The organism is Pantoea deleyi, from assembly GCF_022647325.1.
GTDB classification, from domain to species: domain Bacteria; phylum Pseudomonadota; class Gammaproteobacteria; order Enterobacterales; family Enterobacteriaceae; genus Pantoea; species Pantoea deleyi.
The window spans coordinates 1,413,434-1,438,466 of the sequence record NZ_CP071405.1 but is presented as its reverse complement, the minus strand read 5'-3'; the positions used below and the strand labels follow the sequence as shown (position 1 = coordinate 1,438,466).

General features: G+C 59.6%; 15 protein-coding genes. 7 read left to right on the top strand and 8 right to left on the bottom strand.

What is annotated here, in order from left to right; all coding sequences use genetic code 11:
• Nucleotides 1-6: 6 nt before the first annotated feature.
• The 3 genes from J1C59_RS06740 to wbaP all read right to left on the bottom strand — a co-directional run bounded on the left by J1C59_RS06740 (nucleotide 7) and on the right by wbaP (nucleotide 3,308).
• The gene (locus J1C59_RS06740) at nucleotides 7-441 is read right to left on the bottom strand and encodes an arsenate reductase/protein-tyrosine-phosphatase family protein (protein WP_128084172.1); all 435 of its coding nucleotides are present in this window, start codon (nucleotides 439-441) and stop codon (nucleotides 7-9) included.
• Between the two features lie 9 nt (nucleotides 442-450).
• The gene (locus J1C59_RS06735; protein WP_128084171.1) at nucleotides 451-1,590 is read right to left on the bottom strand and encodes a polysaccharide export protein; all 1,140 of its coding nucleotides are present in this window, start codon (nucleotides 1,588-1,590) and stop codon (nucleotides 451-453) included.
• 284 nt (nucleotides 1,591-1,874) lie between these two features.
• The gene (gene wbaP / locus J1C59_RS06730) at nucleotides 1,875-3,308 is read right to left on the bottom strand and encodes an undecaprenyl-phosphate galactose phosphotransferase WbaP (protein WP_111139193.1); all 1,434 of its coding nucleotides are present in this window, start codon (nucleotides 3,306-3,308) and stop codon (nucleotides 1,875-1,877) included.
• Nucleotides 3,309-4,105: 797 nt separating this feature from the next.
• Between wbaP and J1C59_RS06725 the strand changes: the two genes are divergently transcribed.
• Nucleotides 4,106-5,677, top strand: coding sequence for a TerC family protein (locus J1C59_RS06725; protein WP_128084170.1), 1,572 nt, complete (start codon nucleotides 4,106-4,108; stop codon nucleotides 5,675-5,677).
• Between the two features lie 24 nt (nucleotides 5,678-5,701).
• On the opposite strand, the gene asmA is transcribed toward J1C59_RS06725, so the two are convergent.
• From asmA to udk, 3 genes are all read right to left on the bottom strand, one after another.
• Nucleotides 5,702-7,522 carry an outer membrane assembly protein AsmA gene (gene asmA / locus J1C59_RS06720; protein WP_128084169.1) on the bottom strand — a complete coding sequence of 607 codons (1,821 nt, stop codon included), beginning with the start codon at nucleotides 7,520-7,522 and terminating at the stop codon, nucleotides 5,702-5,704.
• 12 nt (nucleotides 7,523-7,534) lie between these two features.
• Nucleotides 7,535-8,116 (bottom strand): dCTP deaminase, encoded by a 582-nt coding sequence (gene dcd / locus J1C59_RS06715; protein ID WP_009089244.1) that lies wholly within the window; start codon nucleotides 8,114-8,116, stop codon nucleotides 7,535-7,537.
• An 83-nt stretch (nucleotides 8,117-8,199) separates the two neighbouring features.
• Nucleotides 8,200-8,841, bottom strand: a complete 642-nt coding sequence (udk, locus tag J1C59_RS06710; protein ID WP_004571279.1) for a uridine kinase — start codon at nucleotides 8,839-8,841, stop codon at nucleotides 8,200-8,202.
• Between the two features lie 284 nt (nucleotides 8,842-9,125).
• Between udk and J1C59_RS06705 the strand changes: the two genes are divergently transcribed.
• From J1C59_RS06705 to yegD, 3 genes are all read left to right on the top strand, one after another.
• A complete protein-coding gene (locus J1C59_RS06705) occupies nucleotides 9,126-9,740 on the top strand; it encodes a phosphatase PAP2 family protein (RefSeq protein ID WP_128084168.1) in 615 nt (204 codons plus the stop codon).
• 163 nt (nucleotides 9,741-9,903) lie between these two features.
• Nucleotides 9,904-13,236, top strand: coding sequence for a diguanylate cyclase (locus J1C59_RS06700; RefSeq protein ID WP_140917213.1), 3,333 nt, complete (start codon nucleotides 9,904-9,906; stop codon nucleotides 13,234-13,236).
• Nucleotides 13,237-13,311: 75 nt separating this feature from the next.
• Nucleotides 13,312-14,664, top strand: coding sequence for a molecular chaperone (yegD, locus tag J1C59_RS06695; protein ID WP_140917212.1), 1,353 nt, complete (start codon nucleotides 13,312-13,314; stop codon nucleotides 14,662-14,664).
• Between the two features lie 193 nt (nucleotides 14,665-14,857).
• On the opposite strand, the gene J1C59_RS06690 is transcribed toward yegD, so the two are convergent.
• A complete protein-coding gene (locus J1C59_RS06690) occupies nucleotides 14,858-16,195 on the bottom strand; it encodes a carbohydrate porin (protein WP_128086672.1) in 1,338 nt (445 codons plus the stop codon).
• A 209-nt stretch (nucleotides 16,196-16,404) separates the two neighbouring features.
• A complete protein-coding gene (locus J1C59_RS06685) occupies nucleotides 16,405-17,364 on the bottom strand; it encodes an aldo/keto reductase (protein ID WP_140917211.1) in 960 nt (319 codons plus the stop codon).
• Between the two features lie 239 nt (nucleotides 17,365-17,603).
• Between J1C59_RS06685 and J1C59_RS06680 the strand changes: the two genes are divergently transcribed.
• Genes J1C59_RS06680 through mdtC form a run of 3 tightly spaced genes read left to right on the top strand, consistent with a single transcriptional unit; the run spans nucleotide 17,604 to nucleotide 25,032 of the window.
• Nucleotides 17,604-18,839, top strand: a complete 1,236-nt coding sequence (locus J1C59_RS06680) for an MdtA/MuxA family multidrug efflux RND transporter periplasmic adaptor subunit (RefSeq protein WP_128086673.1) — start codon at nucleotides 17,604-17,606, stop codon at nucleotides 18,837-18,839.
• Nucleotides 18,839-21,961, top strand: coding sequence for an MdtB/MuxB family multidrug efflux RND transporter permease subunit (locus J1C59_RS06675; protein ID WP_128086671.1), 3,123 nt, complete (start codon nucleotides 18,839-18,841; stop codon nucleotides 21,959-21,961). The genes J1C59_RS06680 and J1C59_RS06675 overlap by 1 nt, the downstream gene beginning before the upstream one ends.
• On the top strand, nucleotides 21,958-25,032 hold the full coding sequence (gene mdtC / locus J1C59_RS06670) for a multidrug efflux RND transporter permease subunit MdtC (protein ID WP_140917210.1): 3,075 nt from the start codon (nucleotides 21,958-21,960) through the stop codon (nucleotides 25,030-25,032). Before J1C59_RS06675 ends, mdtC begins: the two co-directional genes overlap by 4 nt.
• Nucleotide 25,033 lies beyond the last annotated feature (1 nt).

Genomic DNA, 25,033 nt, shown 5'->3' with positions numbered 1-25,033 from the left:
TCCCAACTATCGGCTTAATACGTTGACCCATTTCTGGGTAGCGTTTTCCAGTAACCCGTAAATCTCTTCAAAGGCCTCACGGCTTTTTCTGTACGGATCCGCAATTTCTTTTTGATTCAGCCAGTGTCCAAGCAGCATGGTTTTGCCCCGTGCTGCCGGGTCGATGCGGTTCACCTGATCGATGTGCCGCTTCTCCATCACCAGAATCAGGTCAACGTTGCGGCACATTTCTGCCGTCAACTGTTGCGCCTGATGCCCTTCCAGCGACAGACCCTGCGCCGCAGCGACCTCAGACGCCATTTTGTCGGCCGGATGGCCAACCAGCGCCCCCAGGCCGGCAGAGCGGACATCTAAATCAGGCAACGCGCGTTTAAACAACCGCTCTCCGGTAGGAGAGCGACAGATGTTGCCGACGCAAACGACGAGCACGGACGTAATCATGGACGGACCTTATCTTCCCCAGGTACGGATACGCGATGCGGCCTGCGTCGCATCGTTGATACCGGCGATGGTTGGTATCAGCTGCGAAATCACACGGTTCCAGCGCGTCAGCGGCGTTGAGGTGACATAGACGATGTCATAAGGCTGAAGCTGGAAATCGGTTCCCATCACCATGGATGCCGCATCTTTGGTGTTCAACTGATAGATGTTGGCAATCTTGTTGCGATCGGTACCGTGCAGTGGACGAATCACGAAGACACCGGTCGCGTCAGAGGTGGTCTGATCCATCCCCGCCGCATTGCCCAGCGCTTCCGCCAGCGTCATACCGCTGCGGTCCATTTTCAGGGTGGTCTGCTGCTTCACTTCACCCATCACGAAGATTTTCAGGTCATCGTTACGCGGAACGTAGAGGATATCGCCCGGGTAGAGGAGGTGGTTCTGGCTCAGGTCGCCGTTCTGCATCAGGGCCTGCAGCGAGATACGCTGTTCGCGACCGTTGTGCGTCAGTACGACGTTACGCCAGTCCGCATCGGCCGCCAGGCCGCCCGCGGCGTTGATCGCATCCAGCACCGTCAACGGCACGTTGGTGATCGGCTGCTGACCTGAGGTCGTGACCGAACCGGTGACGTAGGTTTTCTGCGATTTAAAGGAGGCGATGCTCACATCGACCTGTGGGCTCTCAATGTACTGCGCCAGGCGACGCGCGACTTCGTTACGCACTTCGCTGACGGTACGGCCCGCTACACGCACACGGCCAATGTAGGGATAGAAGATGGTGCCATCAGAGTGCACCCAGTTACCGGTGTCGCTGGCGCTACGGTACTGACCCGCCGGGGTCGTCAGTTCCGGGTGATCCCAGACGGTTACGGTCAGGACGTCGCCCACACCGATACGGTATTCGTAGTTCTGGATTTCGTTCTGCAGAGAAGGGTTGGTCTGGGCCACCAGCGGCTTCGGACGCATCTTCTCAACCAGCGAAGGGGTTAACGGAAAGACGTTGACATATTTATCGATGTCAAAGTTGCTATCCTGCTGTTCAACAACATTTTTTCCCGATGTAGAAAGATGCTGACCGGGTTCGATCGTACACCCGCTGAGGATTGTGGCGGATACCAGCAAGGGTATCAATTTCATTTTGATTGTAATCATTTAGATCTTCGCTATCAGTTATTTATTGATAGAGGCGAAACCGCCGCTGTGTAAGCGTCCAACAAAAAGTAAATCCTGGCTGACTTAAGCTCTGAACCTGTCGTTCATTATCCTTGCTCCACTTGTTATAGGTCATGACCATCTGTCAGGGTCTACCCGAAACGCTACGCATCATAGCGGATGCAGGATGCGAGACGATATCCCTGATGATGGCCACAAACAACGACACGCCTGACAACGGCATAACCCCTCTGAGCGTGCGTTAACACGCTCCCGACTCACGATTAATAAGCACCGTCGCGTTTCAGTACCACGCCCACTGTTTTGAACAGAATGGCGATGTCATTCCACAGCGACCAGTTTTTAACGTACCACGAGTCGAAATAGACGCGGGTTTCATAGTCAACGTCATTACGACCGCTGACCTGCCACAATCCCGTCATGCCTGGCTTTGCCATCAGGTAATAATCAACATCGCCTGCATAACGACAGAGTTCATCTTCAATGACCGGACGAGGACCGACCAGACTCATATCACCGCGCACCACGTTCCAGAGCTGAGGTAACTCATCGAGACTGGTTTTACGGATGAAGTGGCCCACTTTAGTAATACGTGGATCATTTTTGAGTTTAAAATCTTTATCCCATTCTGCCCGGGCAACCGGGTCGGTGCGCAGCACCTCTTCCAGTACCTCTTTGGAATTAATAACCATCGAGCGGAATTTCAGACATTTAAATTTACGGCCATTCATACCAACACGTTCGTGACCATAAATCGGCGGTCCGCCATCACGGCCCACCAGGAAGCCCAGTACCAGCAGCGCCGGCATCAGCATCAGGATAATTGACAGTGCGCCCACGATATCGAACGTCCGCTTCAGGAAGCGCGAAGTACGTTTCGCCAGGTTGTTCTGAACCCGCAGGATCATCACTTCGTGGCTGAAGATATAGGCCATGTCGGTGCCGTAGAGCGGCACGCCGCGCAGGGTCGGGATCACAGAAACAGAACGGCAGTTGTGCATCGCCAGCGACTTAAGCCACATGTCGCGATACTGGCTCTGCTCATACTCAACGGCCACGATAAACTGGGTTTCGCTGCTGGTCAGGCTCCAGAGCTCCTGCTCATCGCGCAGCACCGGCACGCCGTTCATGATCTCCTGCGGACAGGTTCCGTCGACATCGTAGAAGGCGATAACGTCGAAACCCATCACCTCTTCGCTCTGCAGCGCCTGCCAGGCTTCGTGCGCGTTTTTGCTGCTGCCGATAATGATGGTCTGCTTTTTCCACAGGCCATTTTTATTCAGCAGGCGTTTGGCCAGCGCGCGGCAGGTCGGAATTAAAATCAGTGCCAGTACCCAGGTCAGCAACCAGACGAAGCGCGACATCTGCCACTGGGACAGCGCGGTAATCGACAGGTCGATGACGGAAAATATCAGAATGGTACGAAAAACTTCTTTTAATTCGAACCAGAAAGGTTTGCGGTAAGTATAGTGACGAAGCCTTACCCAGAACCAGCCAATACAAATTACTGACAGACAAATGTGTGTAGCAATTTTTAAATGCAGTTCTTTTTCAGAAATATCTGCCAGAGGCGAATCTGACTGAACATTAATTAGCATCATCGCTATAAATAACGCTGCGTTGAAACAAATTAAATCTGAACAGGCCAGCATTAATTTGGTAATAAGACTTTTAAACGTAAATTCTGTATCGCGCATATTTAACTCTTTATTTTATTTCCTTTAACCCGCAACGGCTATCGCCTGTTTAATCGTTGAGCGATGTAACCTCTCAAGACTGAGCCGTTTCTGAGGGGAGCTCCTGCGGCGTTTACGCCAATGATCTTAACCATAAAACCAATAATATTGTGATGAATACCAACAGATTACTCTGACTTTAATCATCGCCAGCGCTGCTCATTTTATCAACGAAAAACGCGATTCAGGCACGCTACCGCCCTTGGCTGTCGCTGCCAATATCGCTGTCATCATTCATATTGCTCCCCAAAATGCGTCAGCGTTTCGGTAACGCATCATACAGACGTTCAATGATGAATTACGTATTCGTGACATTACGGATAATGTCGAATCGGTACGCAAATTACGACTCTGGGGCAGAGTTTGCTAACTTGTTGCTATACTAGTTATTACTGGCTTGTTTACAAGCAGGTCCCGCCATCCCTGGACTATTTTAGGAAAAAGACTACCAGCAATTAGTATTGATGCCGGACAGGCAGTGCAATCCTTTCCGCACAATTCGGATTAATGCCATACCCGCGATAAGATAAATCGCATAAGCCCGGCAGGTGAATATCCTCTTTCTGCTACACATCGGGTCAGAATTATCTCTGTCCGCCTCTGCGGAATTAATCAAACCGTCACACGCCTGTGTTCACATTTCGCACAATCGCGTGGTCCGGCCCGGCCCCCTCTCCCCTGCCCTGCCATTTGTGCCTGGCCTGGCACTCCACTATCATCAGAGAAAACGCAATTTAAGACATTCAGGTGAATAAGAGATGCTGGAGGTAATTGCCGATCCCTCGCTATGGGCGGGATTAGTAACGCTAATCGTTCTGGAACTGGTTTTAGGCATCGACAATCTGATTTTCATTGCCATCCTGGTGGAGAAGCTGCCGGGGCCGCTTCGCGACCGCGCGCGCGTTATCGGCCTGCTGCTGGCGCTGGCGTGCCGGATTCTGCTTCTCGCTTCGCTTTCGTGGCTGGTGACGCTCAAGGAACCCTGGATAACGCTGGCGGATCACCCCTTCAGTGCACGCGATCTTCTGCTGCTGTCAGGCGGGATTTTCCTGCTGTTTAAAGCCACGACAGAGTTAAATGCGCGCCTTGAGGGCCATGATGAGGCGTCCGGTCAACAAAAAGGCGGCGCTAAATTCTGGCCGGTGGTGGCGCAAATTGTGGTGCTGGATGCCATCTTCTCGCTGGATGCGGTCATCACCGCCGTGGGAATGGTGAACGATTTACCGGTCATGATGCTGGCGGTGACGATCGCGATCCTGCTGATGCTGCTCGCCAGCAAACCCCTGACCCGCTTTGTGAACAGCCATCCTACGATTGTGATCCTCTGCCTGAGCTTCCTGCTGATGATTGGTTTCAGCCTGGTGGCGGAAGGGTTTGGCTTCGTGATCCCCAAAGGGTATCTCTACGCCGCGATCGGTTTCTCGGTGATCATTGAGGCGCTGAACCAGCTGGCGCACTTTAATCGCCGCCGGGTCCTGTCGGCGGGTCGCCCGCTCCGGCAGCGGACGGCGGAAGCGGTGCTGCGGATGCTGCGGGGCGCGGCGGAACCGGCCGAGCTGGATGCGAAAACCTCGTCACTGATTGCGGACAGCGATGCCAGCATGCTGTTTAACCGCCAGGAGCGGGTGATGATTGCCCGGGTGCTGGGCATGGCTCAGCGCCACGTCAACAGCATCATGACCTCCCGTCACGACGTAGAGCATATCGACCTCAGTGACGATCCGGCTGAAATCATGGCCCGGCTGGACCGCAACCAGCATACGCGCATCCTGATCACCGATAACTCCAGCGAACCGCTGGGCGTGGTCCACGTTATCGATCTGCTGCATCAGTCACTGCATCACCATTCGCTCGACCTGCGCGCCCTTATCCGCCAGCCGCTGGTCTTTCCTGAGCGGCTGACGCTGCTGCAGGCGCTGGAACAGTTTCGCCAGGCGCATACGCACTTTGCGTTTGTGGTCGATGAGTTTGGTTCTGTGGAAGGCGTCGTGACCCTGAGCGATGTGATGGAGACCATCGCCGGCAATCTGCCAAATGAGGCGGGTGAAATTGATGCCCGTTACGATATTCAGATTCAGGGGGAAGGCCACTGGATTGCCAACGGCCATATGCCGCTGGAGGATCTGGCGCTCTATGTGAAGTTACCGCTGGATGAACAGCGCGACTATCACACGCTGGCCGGGTTACTGATGGACAGGCTGCAGCATATTCCACAGGAAGGCGAAGTGCTGCAGCTGGAGGGCTATCAGCTGCGCACCCTGCAGGTCGAGAACCACCGGGTGCAGAAGGTTGAGATCCTTCTGCAGCCCGATATGGAGTACGAGGTCTAGCGCGCGCGTCCGTTTCGGGCGCCGCTATTTCTTCCTGTCCGGCTTGTTGCTCTCTTCTTTCTGACGATCGATCCACTGGTTCAGCCGTGTTCTGGCCTCGCTCTGCAGACGTTCGCGCAGCACGTCATCCACAGGCAGCGAATACTGCAGGCTGTTCCAGTCGCCGTAGATGCGCAGCGGAACCGGCTGATCGGCGAGTGCTTTCACCAGCGTCTCCGCGCCACGCCAGCCGCTGAGTTTCAGCCCCAGCGTCACATCCAGCTGCTGCTGCGCCATGTCCACTTTGCCGGCACCCTGCAGACCGAGATTGCGACCGTTGCCGTTGATATCGCTGAAGCTGAGTACGCCTTTGTTCAGCGTCACCTGGCCGCTGATCGACTCAATGCCCTCATCGGCCGCATCATCAGCTTCTTCGCGGCTGACCTTATCGCTGACCCGCGCCACGGCACGCTGCACCATCTGCTGCAGATTAAGCTGCGCCAGTTTCAGGTTGCTGGCACTCAGGGTCGCCCTGCCCTGCCAGCGCCGCTTCGCCGCCTCGACGCTCAGCGTGTCGCCCGCCAGCTCGCCGTCGAGACTCAGGTTGCCCTGCAGACTCTCCGGCAGGTTAAAGGCTTTCAGCAGGGGCTGGATCGCAATCAGCCGGAGCTGCGGCTTCAGCGACACCTGCGTCTCAGGCTGACGGATATCGATGCGGCCGGGAACCGAGAAGCTGCCATTGCCCAGCTTACCGCTGAGGGTGTTAAGCGTCATCAGACCCTGCTGATTGCTGGCATCGAGCGTCAGGCCGGTCAGCGAGAGGCCGCGCCACACCACGCTGTCCGCCTGAAGCTTCAGCGCCAGATCCAGGTCGTTCAGCGGAGAGTCGGCGTTGGTGCGTTCGCGCGGCGCCGCGATCACCGGTGAACGGGCCACGGTGGCGTGCTGAGCGCCAGGCGTTTCAGAGGCGGGCGCACTGGTCAGTAAATTATCGAGATTGAGCGAGCTGGCTTTCAGATCCAGCGCCAGCTGCTGCGGTGGCATAAGGTGGCCGCTGCCCTGCCCGGTCAGCGTGCTGTCGTTGGCGGTGAGCTGCAGATTGCTGAACGCGAAGCGCTGGCGGTCGCCATTCCACTCGCCCTGCAGGCTCAGCGAACCTTTGATGCCCTGCGCCGGAATATCCGCGCCGGACAGGGTGTAATCCAGCTGCTGCAGCTGGCCGCTGAGACGATGAGGATACTGTGAGGCGTCGAGCTGCCCCTTGAGCGACAGCGTGGCGTTGCGCTGGTTACGCATCAGGCTGGTGCTCAGCGCCAGCGTCGCCAGGTTGCTGGCGTCCTGATCCATGCTGATGTTGAGGTCACGGAAATTGTATTCATCGCCGCCCGGCTGCTGCCAGATGAGCAGGCTGTCGGCGACCCGCAGTTTCGCGATGTCAAAAGACCAGCCGCTGGCGGGTGATGCAGGCTCCGCATCACGCGGTCCCTGCGGCGCGTTTTTCGCGGGCTGCGGGCTGCTGTCGGGGGTGACGCGCACCACGGCGTTTTTCAGCATCACCTGACTGACGCTGAGCTGATGGGAGAGCAGCGGCCAGAGGTTGACATCCAGCCGCATATTTTCGGCCGACACCAGCGGCTGACTGGCCCCCGGCGCGGTCAGGCTCATCCGGCCCGCGAGGATGCTGAGCTGAGGCCAGACGTGCCAGCGCAGATCGCTGCTGACCGCCAGCCGATAACCACTGCGTTGTTCAACCTGTTGTACCATATAGGCACGAAAGTCGTTGGGATTGACCAGCAGCACCAGCGCGCTCATTCCCGATACGACCACCACTAACAGGATGGCCAGCGTGGTTATCACTCTTTTCATTACATCCTCAGATTAATCTTTGTCGATACGGCTGGCATCAGCACCCTGCTGACCGCGATATTTTGCATCTTCACGGCGGTTGTAGGGACGCGCAGCCGGGCCGGAAAGCGGTTCAAAACTCAGCGCACCGATTAACATGCCAGGACGCAGTGCCAGCGGCAGTTTACCGGAATTATAGAACTCCAGCACGATACGGCCCTGCCAGCCCGGATCGATGCGGTGAGCCGTGACGTGCACCATCAGGCCCAGACGCGCCAGCGACGAGCGGCCATCCAGCCAGCCGACCAAATCATCGGGCAGCGTGACCGACTCCAGCGTCACCGCCAGCGCCAGTTCGCCCGGATGCAGGAAGAAGGCTTCGCCATCGGCCAGCACGATCTCATCGCTCATCACCCGATCCAGGGCGGCACTCACTTCCTGCTTCGGGCCGCTCAGATCGATAAAGGCGGCGGTATGCCCGCTGAAGGTACGAAACTGATTCCCCAGCCGCACATCGACCGTGGCACCATTAATGCGTTCGACCGGCGGGCGCGGCTCGATGGCCAGTTTGCCACTATCCAGCCAGGCTTCAATATCGCGATCGCATAATCTCATTGCGGAAACTCCATGACATAAGTGTAGCGAACCGACTTCAGCCTGCCTGTCGTCGGTCTGCTCCACGTCCGGCCGGACGTGGATTATTCAAAAAACTGGTTAATTTTCGCCTTGAGGATATCGATGGCGATACGGTTTTTTCCGCCGCGCGGCACGATGATATCGGCGTACTGCTTGGAGGGCTCGATGAACTGCAGGAACATCGGACGGACCGTCTTCTGATACTGACTCATCACCGAATCCATCGAACGTCCGCGCTCATTGACGTCGCGTTTCATACGGCGCATCAGACAGATATCGAGCGGCGTGTCCACGAAGATAGAGAAGTTGAGTTCCTGACGCAGCCGGGCGTCGGTGAGCAGCAGAATGCCCTCCAGGATAATTACCTTTTTGGCTTTCAGATGCTGGGTCTGCTGCGTGCGGGTGTGTTCAACGTAGCTGTAGACCGGCAGTTCGATATCCTGACCGGCTTTCACCGCCTGCAGGTGCTGCAGCAGTAAATCATGATCCATCGCGCTGGGATGGTCATAATTGGTTTTAACCCTCTCTTCCATGGTGAGGTGACTTTGATCTTTGTAATAAGCATCTTCCGGGATGACCCCGATGTGCTCGTCACCTACCTGATCACGGATTTCACGATAGAGCGTGCTGGCAATTAAACTTTTACCGGATGCGGAAGCGCCGGCAATGCCTACAATCACGCACTGATGAGACTTGTCAGTCATACTTTTTTAAGACCTGATAACTGGAGCCTGCCACTGGACACACATTACGCGGGCAGCGGACGGGCCGAAATGGAGAGGGTGTGTTCGCGCTAAGTATAGGGATTTCGGTCTTTTGATGCCAGAGAAATGGCGTCGGCGACTTTTCAGACTTTCCCCTTTGGACGCCACTCATTTCACCGATAAACTGTTGTCACAGCCAATTATAACTAAAATGGCCCCTTCAGCGTGCCGGCTAGCCCGTGCGCGAAGCTCTCATCACGCCCCGAGAAGGCATCAGGAGTTGTATGCACTGGAAGACTTTGACCTATTTTGGCGACAGCATGCTGTTGATTCCGACAGCCGTGATTATTGCCCTGATTTTACCGTGGAAGAGTGACAACCGTCTTACCGTCTTCTACTGGATTGTGGCGTTTGGCCTGGCCGGCCTGACGGTGAGCATTTCGAAGATTCTGTTTCTGGGATTCGGCATCGGCAGCGCGCGCTTTAATTTTACCGGTTTCAGCGGTCACAGCGCGATGTCCGCTACGCTGTGGCCGGTGATGCTCTGGCTGATCTCGGGGCGCTGGTCGCTGCCGGGTCGCGTCGTGGCGATCGCCGTCGGCTATCTGATCCCGTTGATGGTGGGCTTCTCCCGCCTGGTGATCCATGCGCACTCCAGGAGCGAGGTCGCCACCGGTCTGCTGCTGGGCTTCACGCTGAGCACCGCGTTTCTGATCTCGCAGCGGCGCACCACGCTTAAAGGCTTTAGCTGGCCGCAGGTCGGTGCTGCGCTGGTCGTACCATTTATTCTGATGAGTCACGGGCGCGTCGCCACCACGCAGCAGTTTCTGGAGCGCTTCTCTGCCAGCCTCGCGGGGATGGAAAAACCCTATACCCGCGCCGATCTTTTTCGTCAGTAATCAATAAGCTGGACCGCCACCACCGCCTGCCCGTCAATTCGCCGAATAACGGGCAATTTTGATTTCCCCCCTTTTTTCTTTGCCGAATGTGCTAGCATGCAGTCAGAGAATGACTGGTGCCTGATTCGCCGTTGCGGAGCCCTGCACCCTGCCGGAAGCCCGCATGACTGAGATTTTATCCCCGCAAAATAACATCCCCAATCGCTGGCTCCAGGCGCTGGTTCTGGGCGGGGTCCTCTTTTTCCTGACGCTGTTCTGTCTTGAACTGATCGTGGTCAGCGGGAAAATCTCCCCGCTCTGGTTTCCGACCACGCTGATGACCGTGGTGGTCTTCCGCTGTCCGACGCGCCAGCTGCCGCTGCTGCTGGCGGCCTGCGTACTGGGCACCGCCAGCGCGAACGCCCTGGTCATCGGGCCCGCCTTTTCCAACCTTAAATTTACGCTGCTCAACCTGATTCAGGCCGGGGTCGGCGGTATGCTGCTGCGCGCCCTGCTGAACCGGCGCGCACCGCTGGATTCGCTGAGTGACTGGGCACGCCTGGTGCTGTCGGTCGGCATTATGACGCCGCTCCTCGGCGGCCTGCTGGCGATCTGGACGCTTCAGGTCAGCGGCGAGGCGTTGTTTCCCTTCTTTTATACCTGGGTGATCTCCGAGATCATCGGCATGCTGGTGCTCGGCCCGATGCTGCTGCTGCTGCCCTGGCCGCTGCGGCGTGCGCAGTTCAGCGATCTGCGCCTGGCCGAACTCGCCCTGACGCTGCTGCTCACCCTCGGCGCCAGTTACCTGTCACTGCGCTTTCTGCCGTGGCCCTTTACCTTTATCGTGGTGATTCTGTTCTGGTGCGCCGTTCGCCTGCCCAAGCTGCAGGCGTTTATTCTGTTCTTCCTGAACGCCAGTTTTATCTCGATGCTGCTGGCATTAGATCTGGTCAGCGTCGTCAACAACAACAGTTCGCTGGGCCCGGTTTCCAGCTGGCTGCCGTTTCTGCTGGTGCTGATCCCCAGCCATATCATGTCGCTGGTGATGGACGCCTCCCGGCGCGAAAAACTGCATATCTCCGACAGTGAAACCCGCTTCCGTCACGCCATGGAGTATTCGGCGATCGGAATGGCGCTGGTCGCCCCGCAGGGCAACTGGCTGCAGGTGAACCGCTCACTCTGCCAGATCCTCGGCTATCCGGCCGACGAGCTGAAGCGGCTGACCTTCCAGCAGATCACCCATCCCGACGATCTCTCCCTGAACATGCAGCATGTCAGGCGACTGCTGGAAGGCGACATCGACACCTATACCCTGGAAAAGCGCTATTTCCGCAAAGATGGCGAAATCGTCTGGGCGCGTCTGACCGTGTCGCTGGTGCGCGACAGCAGCCATGCCCCGCTCTACTTCATTGCGCAGATCATCGATATCTCGGAGCTGAAACAGAGCGAACAGGTGAACCGGCGGCTGATGGAACGCATCACGCTGGCCAACGAAGCGGGCGGCATCGGCGTCTGGGAGTGGAACCTGCTGACCGGTGAGATGCTGTGGGATAAGCGCATGTACGACCTGTTTGGCCTGGCTCCGCATGAGTCGCCCAGCTATGACCTCTGGATCCATCTGCTGCACGCCACCGACCGCGAGTATGCGGCGCTGACGGTGCAGCAGGCCATTGAGACGCGCAGCGCCTTCCATATGGAGTATCGCGTGGTCGACAGGCAGGGCCAGCGCTGGGTGCGCACCCAGGCTAACCGGCTGCTGAGCAAAGAGGGACGCATCGAGCGGATGCTGGGTATCTGTCAGGACATCACGCCGCTGCGCAATCTGAATGAGGCGCTGTTTCAGGAGAAAGAGCGCATGGCGATCACCCTGGATTCGATCGGCGAAGCGGTGATCAGCACCGATAAAGAGATGTGCGTGGCCTTTATGAATCCGGTGGCCGAGAAGATGAGCGGCTGGTCGCAGGCGCAGGCCACCGGTCAGCCCCTGAGCAAGGTGCTGCACATCACCCAGGGCCGCAACGGGCCCGAAGTGGAAAATCTGCTGCTGTGCCAGCTGCCGCCGGAGAAGGTTGCGCCAGATTTCGCGGAAGATCTGGTGCTGCATGCGCCGGATGGGGGTCATATCGACATTCACTACAGCATCACCCCGCTGCGTTCGGAAGCCGGGCTGGAACAGGGTGCCGTGATGATTATTCAGGATGTCAGTGAGTCTCGTAAGCTGATGAAGCGTCTGAGCTACAGCGCGCTGCATGACACCCTGACCAGCCTGCCCAACCGCGCCAGCTTTGAACTGCAGCTTAAGCGCCTGCTGTTTGATGCCGCGGAACATCGTCATCACCATGTGCTGGTCTTTATCGATCTGGACAAGTTTAAGGCCGTGAACGACAGCGCCGGACACGCCGCCGGGGATGCGCTGCTGCGCGAACTCTCCGCGCTGATGCAGCACCATCTGCGCAGCAGCGATTTCCTGGCCCGTCTGGGTGGCGATGAGTTCGCCCTGCTGATGCCCGACTGCGAAGTCGCGCAGGCGCATGACGTGGTGCAGCGTATCGTCGCCGCGGTCAATGACTACCGCTTCCAGTGGCTGGGTCGTCTCTATCAGGTCGGCGCCAGCGCCGGGGTAACGCAGATCTCCGCCGAAAACTGCCAGAGCAGTGACGTCCTGTCCCAGGCGGATATCGCCTGTTACAACGCCAAACGCAGCGGACGCGGACGGCTGATGATCTATGAACAGCATCGCCTGCCGTTGCCGGGAAATCATCAGGGGCTGGATGCCGGGATGATCGATGCCCTGCAGATCGAACTGCCCGCCTGGGCCGTTGCGCCGCCGAAAACGCCGCAGGCGGCCTTTGTCTGGCTGCTGGATGTCCAGCTGCTAACCGCTGACGGGCTGCTGATGGATGAGACGCTGCTGCGCAGTAATCTTGCCGATGAGACGCTGCGCCGCCGGCTGGATAACAACATTCTTGACGCGTTTTTCCGCCACACTGTGCAGGTACTGAATCAGAAAGGCATACCGGTGATCCTGCCGCTGAATGCGCAGGTCCTGAACGATGCTGCCTTTATGCAGCAGCTCTGTCAGCGCGTTGTCGCCGCAGGGATGGCCGACAGCCGCGGCGGTTTTGCTTTCCCGGCGGCGAGCGTCATCGGTAAAGGCGACCAGGTGTATGCAGCGCTGCGGCAGCTGCGGCAGTGTGGCTGCCGTATCGTCCTGCAGCAGTTTGGCCGTAATCTGGATGCCTTTCATCTGCTGAGCGATGACGTGGTCGATTATCTGGTGCTGGCGCCCGATCTGGTGGCGAACGTCCATACCAACCTGATGGATGAGATGCTGCTGACCATTATTCAGGGCCAGGCATCGCAGCGTCATATTTCGGTGCTGGCCGGTCCGGTGTCCGTGCCGGCCATGCTCAACACCCTGGCGACGCTGGACGTGGATGGCGTCTGGGGCAGTGCTGTCGCCGAGCGTCAGCCGCTGCGTTCGCTGGCCGAGGATCGCATCTTCGCTATCCGTTAATTCCCGCGCGGGCCGCTTGCCACCCCGCTGAAGCTGCGCTAAAGTCGCCCCCTTTTTTCCGGCATGGGGGCGAAAATGTTCATAGGATTCGATTACGGTACGGCTAACTGCTCCATTGCAGTCAGCGAAAATGGCGCGCCACGCCTGTTAACGCTGGAGAACGATCAGCGCCTGCTGCCGTCAATGATCTGTGCGCCTACCCGCGAGTCGGTCAGCGAATGGCTCTATCGTCATCATCAGGTGGCGACGCCGGACAGCGAAACCACGGCGCTGCTGCAGCGAGCGCTGCGCTTCAACCGCGAAGAAGATATTGAGGTACAGCCCAATAGCGTGCAGTTTGGCCTGACCGCGCTGCAGCACTACATGGTTGATCCGGAAGATGTCTGGTTCGTTAAATCCCCTAAATCGTTCCTCGGTGCCAGCGGCCTGAAGCCTCAGCAGATTGCCCTGTTTGAAGATCTGGTCTGCGCCATGATGCTGCACATCCGTCAGCAGGGCGAAAGCCAGATCGGGCAGACCATTGAGCAGGCGGTTATCGGGCGACCGGTCAACTTCCAGGGGCTGGGCAGCGAAGAGTCTAACCAGCAGGCCGAAGGTATTCTGCTGCGCGCCGCGCACCGTGCCGGTTTCCGCGACGTCGAGTTTCAGTTCGAGCCGGTGGCGGCCGGACTGGATTTCGAGGCGACGCTGCAGCAGGAGACGCGCGTGCTGGTCGTCGATATCGGCGGCGGAACCACCGACTGCTCGATGTTGCTGATGGGGCCAACGTGGCGCGACAAAGCGGACCGCCGTGAAAGCCTGCTGGGCCACAGCGGCTGCCGCGTCGGCGGCAACGACCTGGACATCATGCTGGCGTTTAAGACCCTGATGCCCCTGCTGGGCCTCGGCGGCAATACCCAGAAAGGCACCGCCCTGCCCGCCCTGCCGTGGTGGAACGCAATCGCCATCAATGACGTTCCGGCCCAGAGCGACTTTTACAGTGCCGCCTGCGGAAAATGGCTGCGGGATCTGGTGCGCGATGCCGAACAGGGTGACGTCGTGGCGCGCCTGCTGAAGGTGTGGCAGCAGAAACTGAGCTATCGTCTGGTGCGGGCGGCCGAAGAGAGCAAGATCGCCCTGTCAGCCAGCCCGGCGCATACCGCTTCGCTCGACTTTGTCGCCGCGGCGTTAGAGACGGAGATTGCGGTGAACCAGCTGCAGGAGGCGATCAGCCAGCCGCTGGAGAAGATTCTGGAGCAGGTGCAGCTGGCGCTGGCCACCAGCCAGATCAAACCTGATGTGATCTACCTGACCGGCGGCAGCGCGCGTTCGCCGCTGCTGCGCGCGGCGCTGCAGCAGACGCTGCCGGATACGCCGATTGCGGGCGGCGACGACTTCGCCTCGGTTACCGCCGGACTGGCCCGCTGGGCAGAAGTAATGTTCCGCTAATCCTGCGCGGCAACAATAAAAACGGCACCCGAGGGTGCCGTTTTTATTTGCGGACAACGCCAGGCTGAAGCTGGCGGCCTGTGCCTTTCACACATCCCGCCCTCCCTGCGCGTTGTACTTTGCAACCGGCGCAGGCAGCGGTCGCTCAGTACTGCTGCGCCGCCTGCCCGGTTCCCTGACCGTCTGGCCGTTATCAGAAAGCGATATTGGCGCTGATGCCGCCGATAAACGCATCTTTCACTTCGCTGACCGCACCCGGTGCCACGACATACTGCAGGTTAGGTCGCAGCGACATCCAGTTAGTCACTTTGGCGTTGTAGTAGATTTCATAGTCATATTCCGACCCGTCCTGAACCGGCAGCCAGGTCGGGCTGTCGAAGCGGCTCTCACCGTTCGCCTGATTCTGCTGACGCAGCGAGCGGGTATAGTCGCTGTTCACATGAATACGTGACGCGCCCACGCCAATCTCATCCTGCGGACGGGCGTCGAACGGCCCGGTCCAGGTGAAAGCGAGCGACTGATAGTTGTCGGTCTTCGACGTTTTGTGATCGTTCATCACCGCCTGCACGCGAACGCCCAGACCACGGTATGCATCACCACCCTGCGCAGTCAGCTGCTGCTGCAGTAACAGATAGCCGCCGTAGGCACGCGCCTGATCCTGATAGCCGCCGTTGCGCCAGCTGCTGTAGACATCGCCATCCACCGACGAGGTGTAGTAACCGATGCGGTAGTTACCCGGCAGTTTTTCCGGCCCGAAGGTGGGTTTCCAGCCCAGCTCGATCGGCACCAGATTGCCTTCAGAATGGCGGGTGTCCAGACGGAAGCCGTCGCCGCGATCGTAGTTGGCGCGGTTCTGATTATAGAAACCGACCTGGAAGAAAAGCTCAGGAGTAAGATTGAACTTAATGCGGCCGCCCCACTGCGACACCGGCCAGTTGAACCAGCGATCGCCGCGCCAGTTCCCCGCCTGGCCGCTGCCCAGCGCCAGGTTCTGGAACAGATTGCCATCGAAATTATCGAAGTCTTCACCTACCGTTACCCGACCGGCTTTCACATCGACCACATCGTCAAACAGCCCTTTGCGCAGCCAGAACTGCGTCAGGCGCCAGGTCTGGCCGCGACCGTAGACCTCCTGAACCGAAGAGAGCATCCCGGCGCGTCGGTCCCCTACCTGATCCGACAGGTTCTGACCGTCGCGATTGGTCACGGTCATCTGGAACTCGGCATCCTGCCAGTTCAGCAGTTTTTCCAGGTCAAAATTGGTGCCAAACGTCCACTGGTCGCTGTAGCGCATGGTGGTGTTGCTGTCCGCACCGCCGCCCAGGTTGGCCGCACTTTCCATGGTGTAGTTGACGTCAAACTTAATGCCGTCATCCTGTAACTGCGTCCGGTAGCCGCCCCAGTCACCGAACATCCATTCAGAGTCGGGACTCAACGCATCTGCGGCCAGAGCGGGCGTGGAGAGCATCGCCATAAGCAGGGTACCGGTTGCCACACCGGCAGAGGGAAAGCGGGCTTTTCTGTTTTTCATCGGGCGGATTCTTATGTAAGTGACTGAAAGTGACGCGCAGAGGATAGTGCCGGGCAGGGGGCGGTTTTTGTAAATACGTGCGCATCATTTCCGGAAGCGGCAGGTTATGCGCGTAACTGTGATCGGGATCGCTTAGCGGTGAAGATTCCGCCAGAAATCACCTTTTCTGCCAGATCAGCGATAAGCGGGGGCACGCTGGCCCCCTGCGATTACCGGCTCGCCTCATCCAGCTGCGTAATCTGCTCTGGCGAGAGCGTGAGCTGCAGCGCGCCAGTCAGATCGTCGAGCTGTTTCAGCGAGGTGGCGCTGACGATCGGCGCGGTGATGCCGGGACGGGCAATCTGCCACGCCAGCGCCACCTGCGTCGGCGTCACCTGCTGCGCCTCGCTGATGGCATCCAGCGCGTCCAGGATCCGCAGCCCGCGCGGATTGAGGTATTTTTCGACCACGCTCTGGCCGCGCGCGCTTTTCGCCGCATCCGCCGCTTCCCGGTATTTGCCGCTGAGGAAACCGCTGGCCAGGGAGTAGTAGTTAATCACGCCCAGACCGTGCGCGCGGACCACCGGCTCCAGCGCCGATTCATAGGGCTGGCGGTCATACAGGTTATATTCCGGCTGCAGGGTTTCGTAGCGTGCCAGCCCCTGTGCCTCACTGATCTCCAGCGCCTCCTGCAGCCGGTCGGCACTGTAGTTTGAGGCGCCGATAGCCCGCACTTTGCCTTCGCGGATCAGGCCGTCGAAGGCGCTCAGGGTCTCCGCCAGAGGCGTGTCCGCATCGTCACGGTGTGCCTGATAGAGGTCGATATAGTCGGTCTGTAAACGGCGCAGCGACGCATCAACCGCCTGACGGATATACTGCGGTTTCAGCCCGGTTTTCTCCGGCGTCAGCGCCATCCCCACTTTGGTTGCCAGAACGATCTGGTCGCGTTTGCCGCTTTTTTGCAGCCACTCGCCGATAATCGTTTCCGATTCTCCGCCTTTGTTGCCCGGCACCCAGCGCGAATAGACGTCCGCCGTATCAATAAACCAGAGCCCCCGCTCCACCAGCGCATCCAGCAAGGAAAATGCGGTGGCGCGATCCACCGTCCAGCCAAATACGTTGCCGCCAAACGTCAGTCGCGGAACGGCGATACCACTGTCACCTAACTGTCGGGTCTGATTCTGATGCATCTCTGGCTCCTTATTGACCTGAAAAACTGCCTGTTTCTCAGCATAGCAAAGGGATTTCACCCCTTTATGACGATTGTGCTGCGATTAATGAAAGAACAGGCATAATGAGGCCGCCCTGACAGAGATTCCTTATTTCCTTCAACTTTTGCCCGTCAGAGGCGACTACACTCTGTCGTTTGCAGGCTAACCTTTTGATGCCTGCGCCTGGGACTACGTCACTGCTGGAGAGCATCAAAACCATGAGCACCCGACACCCTGTTATGAAGAAAACCCTGATTGTGCTGGCCCTGATCGCCGTCGCGGCGGGTGGCTACTCTGTCTGGCAGCACCGCGCGGCGCCGCAAAGCAGCAGCCAGCCTGATGCGTCTGCACCAGGCGGCAAAGGCAGCGGTGAGGGCGCGCGTCGTCCACTGGCGCCGGTTCAGGCCGCCACCGCCACCCGCGAGAGTGTGCCGCAATACCTCAGCGGACTGGGTACGGTCACCGCCGCCAATACGGCCACCGTGCGCAGCCGGGTCAATGGCGATCTGCTGGCCATCCACTTTACCGAAGGCGATCAGGTCAACGCAGGCGATCTGCTGGCGGAGGTCGATCCGCGCCCTTATCAGGTTGCGCTGGCGCAGGCGCAGGGTCAGGTGGTCAAAGATCAGGCGACGCTGGCCAATGCCCGTCGCGACCTGGCGCGCTACGAGAAGCTGGCGAAAACGTCGCTGGTGTCACAGCAGGATCTCGATACCCAGCGTTCGCTGGTGGCCGAAACGCTCGGCACGCTGAAAGCGGATGAGGGCAGTGTCGCCAGCGCCCAGCTCAACCTGACCTACAGCCGGATTACCGCGCCGATCGCCGGCCGGGTCGGCCTGAAGCAGGTGGACGTGGGTAACTACGTCACCAGCGGCGACAGCACCGGCATCGTGGTCATCACCCAGACCCACCCAATCGATGTGATCTTCACCCTGGCGGAAAACAGCATCAGCCCTATTCTCAAAGCGCAGAAAAGCGGCCAGCCGCTGCTGGTGGAGGCCTGGGATCGCAGTAACAAAAACCTGATCGCCAGCGGCAAACTGCTGAGCCTCGACAACCAGATCGATGTCACCACCGGCACCATCAAAATCAAGGCGCGGTTCGATAATCAGGATGACGCACTGTTTCCTAATCAGTTCGTCAATGTGCGCCTGAAGGTCAACACCCTGCAGGATGCGATTGTGATCCCGCCTGCGGGACTGCAGATGGGCAACGAGGGGAACTTTGTCTGGGTGGTTAACAGCGACAACAAAGTGAGTAAGAAAAGCGTCGTGGCCGGTCTGCAGGATAGCCAGAAGGTGGTGATCACGGCCGGTCTGGAGGCGGGTGAGCGCGTGGTCACGGATGGTCTGGACCGCCTGACGGAGGGGGCAAAAGTTGAGGTCGTGGCGCCGCAGAGCAGCGCGCCGCGCAGCAGCCGCGCAACGCTGCCGTCAAAAGGAGAGCGTGAGTAATGCAGGTCATGCCTCCCGATCAGCATGGCGGACCGTCTCGCCAGTTTATTCTGCGCCCGGTCGCCACCACGCTGCTGATGATTGCGATTCTGCTGGCTGGCGTGCTGGGCTACCGCTTTCTGCCGGTTTCGGCGCTGCCGGAAGTGGATTATCCCACCATTCAGGTCGTAACCCTCTATCCGGGTGCCAGCCCGGATGTGGTCACCTCCTCCATCACCGCCCCGCTGGAGCATCAGTTTGGTCAGATGTCCGGCCTGAAACAGATGTCGTCGCAAAGCTCCGGCGGCGCCTCGGTGGTGACGCTGCAGTTTCAGCTGACGCTGCCGCTGGATGTGGCAGAGCAGGAAGTGCAGGCGGCGATCAACTCCGCCACTAACCTGCTGCCCAACGACCTGCCTAATCCGCCGGTCTATAACAAAGTGAATCCCGCCGATCCGCCCATCATGACGCTGGCCGTGACCACCCGCAGCATGCCGCTGACGCAGGTGCAGGATATGGTCGAAACCCGGATAGCGCAGAAAATTTCACAGGTCAGTGGCGTCGGCATGGTGACCCTGTCGGGCGGTCAGCGTCCGGCCGTGCGGGTTAAGCTCAACGTGCAGGCGCTGTCGGCGCTCGGCCTGACCAGTGAAACGGTGCGGACCGCCATCAGCAACGCCAACGTCAACTCCGCCAAAGGCAGCCTGGATGGCCCGACCCGCTCTGTCACGCTGTCGGCCAATGACCAGATGAAGTCCGCGGAAGATTACCGCCAGCTGATTATCAGCTATAAAAACAACGCCCCGGTACGGCTCGGCGACGTGGCGACGATCGAACAGGGCGCAGAAAACAGCTGGCTCGGCGCCTGGGCCAACCGCGACGCGGCAATCGTGCTCAACGTCCAGCGTCAGCCCGGCGCCAATATCATCGCCACGGCAGATAATATCCGCGCCATGCTGCCTGCCCTGACCGCGACCCTGCCGAAGTCCGTGGACGTGACCCTGCTCACCGACCGCACCACCAACATCCGCGCGTCGGTCAGCGACACCCAGTTTGAGCTGGTGCTGGCGATGGCGCTGGTGGTGATGATTATCTATCTCTTTCTGCGTAACGTGCCTGCCACGCTGATCCCGGCGGTGGCGGTTCCCCTGTCGCTGATCGGCACCTTCGCCGCCATGTATTTCCTGGGCTTTTCGATCAACAACCTGACGCTGATGGCGCTGACCATCGCCACCGGGTTCGTGGTCGATGATGCCATCGTGGTGATCGAGAACATCTCACGCTATATCGAAAAGGGTGAGAAACCGCTGACCGCGGCGCTGAAAGGGGCCGGTGAGATCGGCTTTACCATTATCTCGCTGACCTTCTCGCTGATTGCGGTGCTGATCCCGCTGCTGTTCATGGGGGATGTGATTGGCCGCCTGTTCCGCGAGTTTGCCGTGACGCTGGCGGTCGCCATCCTGATCTCGGCGGTGGTCTCGCTGACCCTGACGCCGATGATGTGCGCCCGGATGCTGAGCGCGGAGTCATTGCGTAAACAGAACCGTTTTTCGCGCGCCTGCGAAGCCCTGTTTGACCGCATCGTGGCCTTCTATGGCCGCTGCCTGCGCCGGGTGCTCAATCACCCCTGGCTGACGCTGTCAGTGGCGCTCGGCACCCTGATGCTGACGCTGATGCTGTGGGTGATGATCCCGAAAGGCTTCTTCCCCCAGCAGGACAACAGCATTATTCAGGGCACGCTGCAGGCACCGCAGTCGGTCTCCTACGCCAGCATGGCGCAGCGCACCCGCGATGTCGCCTCTATCATCATGAAAGATCCGGCGGTGCAGAGCCTGACCTCCTTTGTCGGAGTGGATGGCACCAATGCCGCGCTCAACAGCGCCCGGCTGCAGATCAATCTCAAACCGCTGGACGAGCGCGACGACCGCATTCCGGCGATTCAGCAGCGTCTGCAGACGGCGGTGAGTCAGGTACCGGGAGTGCAGCTCTGGCTGCAGGCCGTGCAGGATCTCACCATCGATACCCAGGCGAGCCGCACCCCTTATCAGTTTACGCTGCAGTCCGGTTCGCTCACCTCGCTCAGCACCTGGGTTCCGGCCCTGCTGACCCGGCTGAATACGCTGCCACAACTGCGCGATGTCAGCAGCGACTGGCAGGATCAGGGGCTGGAGGCGTTTGTTAACGTCGATCGCGACAGCGCCAGCCGTCTGGGCATCAGCATGGCGGACGTGGACAATGCGCTCTACAACGCCTTTGGTCAGCGGCTTATCTCCACCATCTATACCCAGGCTAATCAGTATCGCGTGGTGCTGGAGCAGGACAATCACGCCACGCCGGGGCTGGAGAGCCTTGAGGCGATCCGCCTCAACAGCAGCGACGGCGGCAGCGTGCCGCTCAGCGCCATCGCCCGCATAGAACAGCGTTTCGCGCCGCTGACGATTAACCATCTCGACCAGTTCCCGTCGGCGACCTTCTCGTTCAACGTGGCGGAGGGTTACTCTCTGGAAGATGCGGTGAAAGCGGTGTCGCAGGCGGAAGCTGCGCTGGGCATGCCTGCGGAGATGATGACCCAGTTCCAGGGCAGCACGCTGGCGTTCGAAGCGGCCCTGAGCAGCACCGTCTGGCTGATCGTGGCGGCCATCGTCGCGATGTACATCGTGCTGGGCGTGCTCTATGAGAGCTTTATTCATCCGATTACCATTCTCTCCACGCTGCCGACCGCCGGGGTCGGCGCGCTGCTGGCGCTGATGCTCAGCGGCAATGAGCTGGATATCGTCGCCATCATCGGCATCATCCTGCTGATCGGCATCGTGAAAAAGAACGCCATCATGATGATCGACTTTGCGCTGGCGGCCGAGCGGGAACAGGGGATGACCCCCTATGACGCTATCTATCAGGCCTGCCTGCTGCGTTTCCGTCCGATTCTGATGACCACGCTGGCGGCCCTGCTCGGCGCGCTGCCGCTGATGCTCAGCACGGGCGTCGGGGCCGAGCTGCGTCATCCGCTGGGGATTGCGATGGTTGGCGGACTGATCCTGAGCCAGGTGTTAACCCTCTTCACGACGCCGGTCATCTACCTGCTGTTCGATCGGCTGGCGCACGCGACGCGCCGCCGCTTCCGCCGCACGGAGGCCGCAGAGTGAAGTTCTTTGCCCTGTTTATCCATCGGCCCGTAGCGACCACCCTGCTGACGCTGGCCATCGCGCTGGCCGGGGTGCTGGGTTTCCGCCTGCTGCCGGTGGCCCCGCTGCCCCAGGTCGATTTTCCGGTGATCGTGATCTCCGCCTCGCTGCCGGGTGCCGCGCCGGAGATCATGGCGTCGTCGGTGGCCACGCCGCTGGAGCGATCGCTGGGCCGGATCTCGGGCGTCAGCGAAATGACCTCCACCAGCTCGCTGGGTAACACCCGCATCATCCTGGTGTTCGATTTCGATCGTGACATCAACGGGGCCGCGCGCGACGTACAGGCCGCGATTAACGCGGCGCAGAGCCTGCTGCCGACCGGGATGCCGTCGCGGCCGACCTGGCGCAAGGTTAACCCTTCCGACGCGCCGATCATGATCATGACGCTGACGTCCGATACCTATAATCCGGGTCAGCTCTACGACTACGCCTCAACCCAGCTGGCGCAGAAACTGTCGCAGATCGAGGGCGTGGGTGATGTGACCGTGGGCGGCAGTTCGCTGCCTGCGGTTCGCGTCGCGCTGAACCCTCAGGCGCTGTTTAATCAGGGCGTCTCGCTGGATGATGTGCGCACCGCCATCTCCAGTGCCAACCAGCGCCGCCCGCAGGGCGCACTGGATGATGCCCAGCAGCGCTGGCAGCTCCGGACTAACGATGCGCTGCAGACCGCCCGCGAATATCAGCCGCTGATCGTTCACTATCACAACGGCGCGGCCGTCAGGCTGTCGGATGTGGCGACGGTGGAGGATTCAGTTCAGGATGTGCGCAACGCCGGGATGTCGCGCGGAAAGCCGGCGGTGCTGCTGCTGATCCGCAAAACGCCGGATGCGAACGTGATCGATACCGTGGACCGGATCCGGGCCGAAATGCCCCGGCTGCATGAGGTGATCCCGGCCGCTATCGACCTGCAGATTGCGCAGGATCGCTCACCGACGATTCGCGCGTCGCTGCATGAGGTCGAGCAGTCGCTGGTGATCGCCGTGGTGCTGGTGATCATGGTGGTGTTTCTCTTCCTGCGTTCGGGCCGGGCCACGCTGATCCCCGCCGTCGCCGTGCCGGTTTCGCTGATCGGCACCTTCGCCGCCATGTACCTCTGCGGCTTCAGCCTGAATAACCTGTCGCTGATGGCGCTGACCATCGCCACCGGCTTTGTGGTGGATGATGCGATCGTGGTGCTGGAGAACATCGCCCGCCACGTCGAAGCGGGCATGAAACCGCTGGCGGCCGCGCTGAAAGGGGTGCAGGAAGTCGGATTCACGGTACTGTCGATGAGCCTGTCGCTGGTAGCGGTATTCCTGCCGCTGCTGATGATCGGCGGGCTGATTGGCCGCTTCTTCTCGGAATTTGCCATTACCCTGTCGGTTTCTATCGTCATCTCCCTGTTCATCTCGATCACCCTGACGCCGATGATGTGCGCCTATCTGCTGAAGCCGCACGCACCGCGCAGCCAGCCACGCCGTCGCGGGGCGGGCCGTCTGCTGATGGCGATCCAGCAGGGCTATGGCCGTTCGCTCAGGGTGGTGCTGAACCATGCGCGCTGGGTCATGCTGCTGTTTGTCGCCACCATCATCCTGACCGGCTGGCTGTTCGTGCATGTGCCGAAAACCTTTATGCCGGAGCAGGATACCGGACGGCTCTCCGGCTTTATCTCCGCCGACCAGAGCATTTCGTTTCAGGCGATGCGCAGCAAGCTGCAGGATTTTATGGAGATTGTGGGGGCCGACCCGGCGGTGGATAGCGTGGTGGGCTTTACCGGCGGTATGCGCACCAACAGCGGCTCGATGTTCATCTCGCTGAAACCGCTGTCAGAACGTAAAGAGAGCGCGCAGGCGATTATCGCCCGGCTGCGCGGCAAGCTGGCGAAAGAGCCGGGTGCCAGTCTCTATCTGAATGCGGTGCAGGATCTGCGTGCCGGTGGACGGGAGTCGAACGCCAGCTATCAGTATTCGCTGCTGTCGGACGATCTGGGCGCACTGCGGACGTGGGAGCCGAAAATCCGTGAGGCGTTCTCTGCCCTGCCGCAGCTGGCAGATGTGAACTCCGATCAGCAGGATAAGGGCAGTGAGATGGCGCTGACTTATGACCGTGAGAGCATGGCGCGGCTGGGTATCGACGTCTCCCAGGCCAACGATCTGCTGAACAACGCCTTTGGCCAGCGGCTTATCTCCACCATCTACCAGCCGCTGAACCAGTACAAGGTGGTAATGGAGGTCGATCCACGCTACACCCAGGATATCAGCGCCCTGTCGCAGATGTTCGTGATCAACGACGCGGGCAAAGCGATTCCGCTGTCATGGTTCGCGCACTGGCAGCCGGCCAACGCGCCGCTGTCGGTGAACCACGAAGGCCTGTCGGCCGCCTCGACCATCTCGTTCAACCTGCCGGAAGGGGTGTCGCTGTCGCAGGCGTCGGAGGCGATCGATCGCACCATGACCGCGATTGGCGTGCCCTCCAGCGTGCGCGGCAGCTTTGCCGGAACCGCACAGGTGTTTGAGCAGTCGCAAAGCAGCCAGCTCTGGCTGATGCTGGCGGCGATCGGGGCGGTCTATATCGTGCTGGGGATCCTCTACGAGAGCTATGTGCATCCGCTGACCATTCTCTCTACCCTGCCCTCGGCGGGCGTGGGGGCGCTGCTGGCGCTGGAACTCTTCGATACGCCTTTCAGCCTGATTGCGCTGATTGGCATTCTGCTGCTTATCGGCATCGTGAAAAAGAACGCTATCATGATGGTCGATTTTGCACTGGAGGCGGAGCGCAACGGCCAGCTCAGCGCGCGCGAGGCGATCTACCAGGCCTGCCTGTTGCGCTTCCGGCCGATTATGATGACCACGCTGGCCGCCCTGTTCGGTGCGCTGCCGCTGGTGCTGAGCAGCGGCGACGGCGCGGAGCTGCGCCAGCCGCTGGGGATTACCATCGCGGGCGGCCTGGTGATGAGCCAGCTGCTGACGCTCTACACGACGCCGGTGGTCTATCTGATGATGGATAAACTGCGGCGCAAAAAACGTCCGCTGGTCGCCACGCCGCAGCCGTGAC

Excerpts from the sequence above, each read along its gene's own strand:
- J1C59_RS06675 (WP_128086671.1), top strand. The coding sequence starts at position 18,839 with ATGCAGGTCATGCCTCCCGATCAGCATGGCGGACCGTCTCGCCAGTTT.
- J1C59_RS06705 (WP_128084168.1), top strand. The coding sequence starts at position 9,126 with ATGCACTGGAAGACTTTGACCTATTTTGGCGACAGCATGCTGTTGATT.
- J1C59_RS06725 (WP_128084170.1), top strand. The coding sequence starts at position 4,106 with ATGCTGGAGGTAATTGCCGATCCCTCGCTATGGGCGGGATTAGTAACG.
- wbaP (WP_111139193.1), bottom strand. The coding sequence starts at position 3,308 with ATGCGCGATACAGAATTTACGTTTAAAAGTCTTATTACCAAATTAATG.
- yegD (WP_140917212.1), top strand. The coding sequence starts at position 13,312 with ATGTTCATAGGATTCGATTACGGTACGGCTAACTGCTCCATTGCAGTC.
- dcd (WP_009089244.1), bottom strand. The coding sequence starts at position 8,116 with ATGAGATTATGCGATCGCGATATTGAAGCCTGGCTGGATAGTGGCAAA.
- J1C59_RS06685 (WP_140917211.1), bottom strand. The coding sequence starts at position 17,364 with ATGCATCAGAATCAGACCCGACAGTTAGGTGACAGTGGTATCGCCGTT.
- J1C59_RS06680 (WP_128086673.1), top strand. The coding sequence starts at position 17,604 with ATGAGCACCCGACACCCTGTTATGAAGAAAACCCTGATTGTGCTGGCC.
- J1C59_RS06740 (WP_128084172.1), bottom strand. The coding sequence starts at position 441 with ATGATTACGTCCGTGCTCGTCGTTTGCGTCGGCAACATCTGTCGCTCT.
- J1C59_RS06700 (WP_140917213.1), top strand. The coding sequence starts at position 9,904 with ATGACTGAGATTTTATCCCCGCAAAATAACATCCCCAATCGCTGGCTC.
- J1C59_RS06735 (WP_128084171.1), bottom strand. The coding sequence starts at position 1,590 with ATGATTACAATCAAAATGAAATTGATACCCTTGCTGGTATCCGCCACA.
- udk (WP_004571279.1), bottom strand. The coding sequence starts at position 8,841 with ATGACTGACAAGTCTCATCAGTGCGTGATTGTAGGCATTGCCGGCGCT.
- J1C59_RS06690 (WP_128086672.1), bottom strand. The coding sequence starts at position 16,195 with ATGAAAAACAGAAAAGCCCGCTTTCCCTCTGCCGGTGTGGCAACCGGT.
- asmA (WP_128084169.1), bottom strand. The coding sequence starts at position 7,522 with ATGAAAAGAGTGATAACCACGCTGGCCATCCTGTTAGTGGTGGTCGTA.